We start from the raw sequence: 2,475 nt of genomic DNA, 5'->3' as shown, positions 1-2,475 counted from the left end.
ACAGCATGCTGCTCGACTGTTTGATACGCGGAGTGATGATGGCGATTATCAGGAAGCCGGGCACCACCAGCAGCAGGTCCACCAGCCACATCAACGTCCGGTCGCGCCAGCCGCCGAAGTAGCCGGCGATCGATCCGACGGTGGCGGCGATGCTGGTCGATATCAGTGCCACACAAAAGCCGATCAGCATCGACTTCTGCATGCCGCGCAGCGTTCGGGCCAACAGATCCTGGCCGAGCGCGTTGGTGCCGAACCAATGCTTGACCGACGGTGGCTGCAGCAGCGCGTGGTAGTCCAGAGCGGTGTAGTCGTAGGGGAGCAGCGGCGGCAGCCCGTAGCAGCCGACGAATAGCACCACCAGCAATCCCAACGCCACCACAGCGGGTCTGTTGCGGACGAAGCGACGTAGGACCAGGCTGCGTCGTGAGGTGAAGGTAGCCGGCTTGATGCCGACCCGCAGGGGCGTGGTGTCCGTGGGGGCCTCTTGAGTCATCAGCGCGTCGTCGCCCGGGTGAGTCATGACACCCGCACCCTCGGGTCAAGGGCCGCATAGATGACGTCAGACAACAGTCCGGCGAATAGTAGTGCGGCACCGGTGAATAGCGTGATAGTCGCGACGATGTGGGTGTCCTGACTCTGAATGGCCTGCACCACCCACTCGCCCATGCCGTGCCAGCCGAAGATCTTCTCGATGAACACCGCGCCGACGACAAGGCCGCTAACCCCGTAGGCGAACAAAGTGGCCAGCGGAATCAGCGCGGTGCGTAAACCGTGCTTGAACAGCGCACGCCGGCGAGTCAGGCCCTTGGCTCGAGCGGTCCGAATGAAATCCTCGCCGAGCACGTCGAGCATCGCGTTGCGCTGGTATCGGCTGAAGCTCGCAGCCGCGCCGAGGGCCAGCGTGAGGCTCGGCAACACGATGTGCCGAGCGCGGTCGACCAGCTGGTCCCAGATTCCGTCCGGCGGAATCGGCGACGTTTCCCCGGTGTAGGCAAAGATCCGCACCCCGGCCACGTTGTTGACCCGCAGCGAGGCAAGGATGAGCAGGCCGGCCAGCACGAAGAACGGAATGCTCAGCACGATGAGAGACAGCACGGTGATCACGCGGTCGCTCAGCCGATACTGACGGACCGCTCCCCAGGCGCCCAGGACCACGCCGGCCAGTGTGCCCACCAGGGAACCGATCAGCACCAGCCGAAAACTGACCCCCACCCGCGGCCACAACTCCTGGGTGACGGGGTGGCCGGTCACCGTGGTGCCGAAGTCGCCTTGGACCACATCCGCAGCCCATTCCGCGTACCGGATGGGTATCGGCTTGTCCAAGCCGAGTTCGACGGCTTTGGCGTGGATCGCCTCGGCGGGCGGCTGGGGGTGACGTTCGATGAAGCTGTCCAACGGATGAAACGCCACCGAGGCCAGGTAGAAGGCCAAGAACGACGCCAGTACCAGCAGCACGATGTAGTTGAGCAATCGGCGTAGCAGGAAGCGGATCATGGCCGCCGGCCTTGCCTGTCTCGCATGGGGCCAGGGTAAAAGATCTGATCTGGGCCGGCGCGGGCACGGGCCAAAGGCGCAGCTAGGCCGCGTGGGTGCCGAAATCCATTCCCGCTGCGACACCGGCCGACCGCTCCGAGTCGTTCTGATCGGGCTGATCCGGACCGGTGAAAGTCTGTCCGTCGATTGTTAAACTGACCCCTTTGGGTCGCGACCGTGCAGCAAACGACACTGTGACACAAGGAGATTGGCGTGACGGTTACCGATGACTACCTAGGCCATAACGCCGAATACGCGAGCTCCTTCAAGGGGCCGCTGCCGCTGCCGCCGAGCAAACATGTGGCCGTGCTGGCGTGCATGGACGCCCGGCTGGACGTCTACCGTCTGCTAGGAATCAAAGAGGGCGAGGCGCACGTCATCCGCAACGCCGGTGGCGTAGTCACCGACGATGCGATCCGCTCGCTCGCGATCAGCCAACGGTTGCTGGGAACCCGCGAGATCATCCTGATTCACCACACCGACTGCGGGATGCTTACGTTCCACGACGACGACTTCAAACGCGCCATCCAAGAAGAAACCGGGGTCAAACCCCCGTGGGCGGCCGAGGCCTTCCCTGATCTGGCCGAGGACGTTCGCCAGTCACTGCGCCGCATCGAGAACAGCCCGTTCGTAACCAAGCACGAGTCGTTGCGCGGGTTCGTCTTCGACGTCGCGACGGGCCAGCTCAACGAGGTCAAGCTGTAGCTCTGGCCCCGCTGAACCTCACGGTCCTCAAAGTCTCTTCAATGGCTCAGCGGGCGGGTAACTGCGGTGGCTGCTGGTGACGAGCCGGATCGAGCGAATTCATTGACAGCTTCGGCTCATGCTGGTTTTATACAGGGTAATGCTCATAAACCTGGCCAATACTACCAGCTTTACCCAGAATTGAGGGTTGATGTCTAGTCAAGCGACGACTAGCCCGGCGGCGGGGGAAAGCGACCG

3 protein-coding genes are annotated in these 2,475 nt (G+C 63.2%); 1 reads left to right on the top strand and 2 read right to left on the bottom strand.

Features of this window, described 5'->3' with window-relative positions:
* A partial coding sequence (locus WBF82_RS22525) for an ABC transporter permease (RefSeq protein ID WP_424385148.1) occupies positions 1-493 on the bottom strand: 493 nt, incomplete at its 3' end.
* Positions 494-516: 23 nt separating this feature from the next.
* Entirely contained in the window at positions 517-1,494 is a 978-nt protein-coding gene (locus WBF82_RS22520; protein ID WP_424385147.1) for an ABC transporter permease, read from the bottom strand.
* Positions 1,495-1,746: 252 nt separating this feature from the next.
* Between WBF82_RS22520 and WBF82_RS22515 the strand changes: the two genes are divergently transcribed.
* Positions 1,747-2,238, top strand: a complete 492-nt coding sequence (locus tag WBF82_RS22515) for a beta-class carbonic anhydrase (protein WP_424385146.1) — start codon at positions 1,747-1,749, stop codon at positions 2,236-2,238.
* The last annotated feature ends 237 nt before the right edge of the window (positions 2,239-2,475 follow it).

This window comes from Mycobacterium sp. (assembly GCF_049673265.1).
Taxonomy (GTDB): Bacteria; Actinomycetota; Actinomycetes; order Mycobacteriales; family Mycobacteriaceae; genus Mycobacterium.
The sequence above is the reverse complement of the archived record's forward strand: the minus strand, read 5'-3'. Positions and strand labels throughout refer to the sequence as shown.

Coding starts and splice junctions, on each gene's coding strand:
- WBF82_RS22520 (WP_424385147.1), bottom strand. CDS start 1,494: ATGATCCGCTTCCTGCTACGCCGATTGCTCAACTACATCGTGCTGCTG.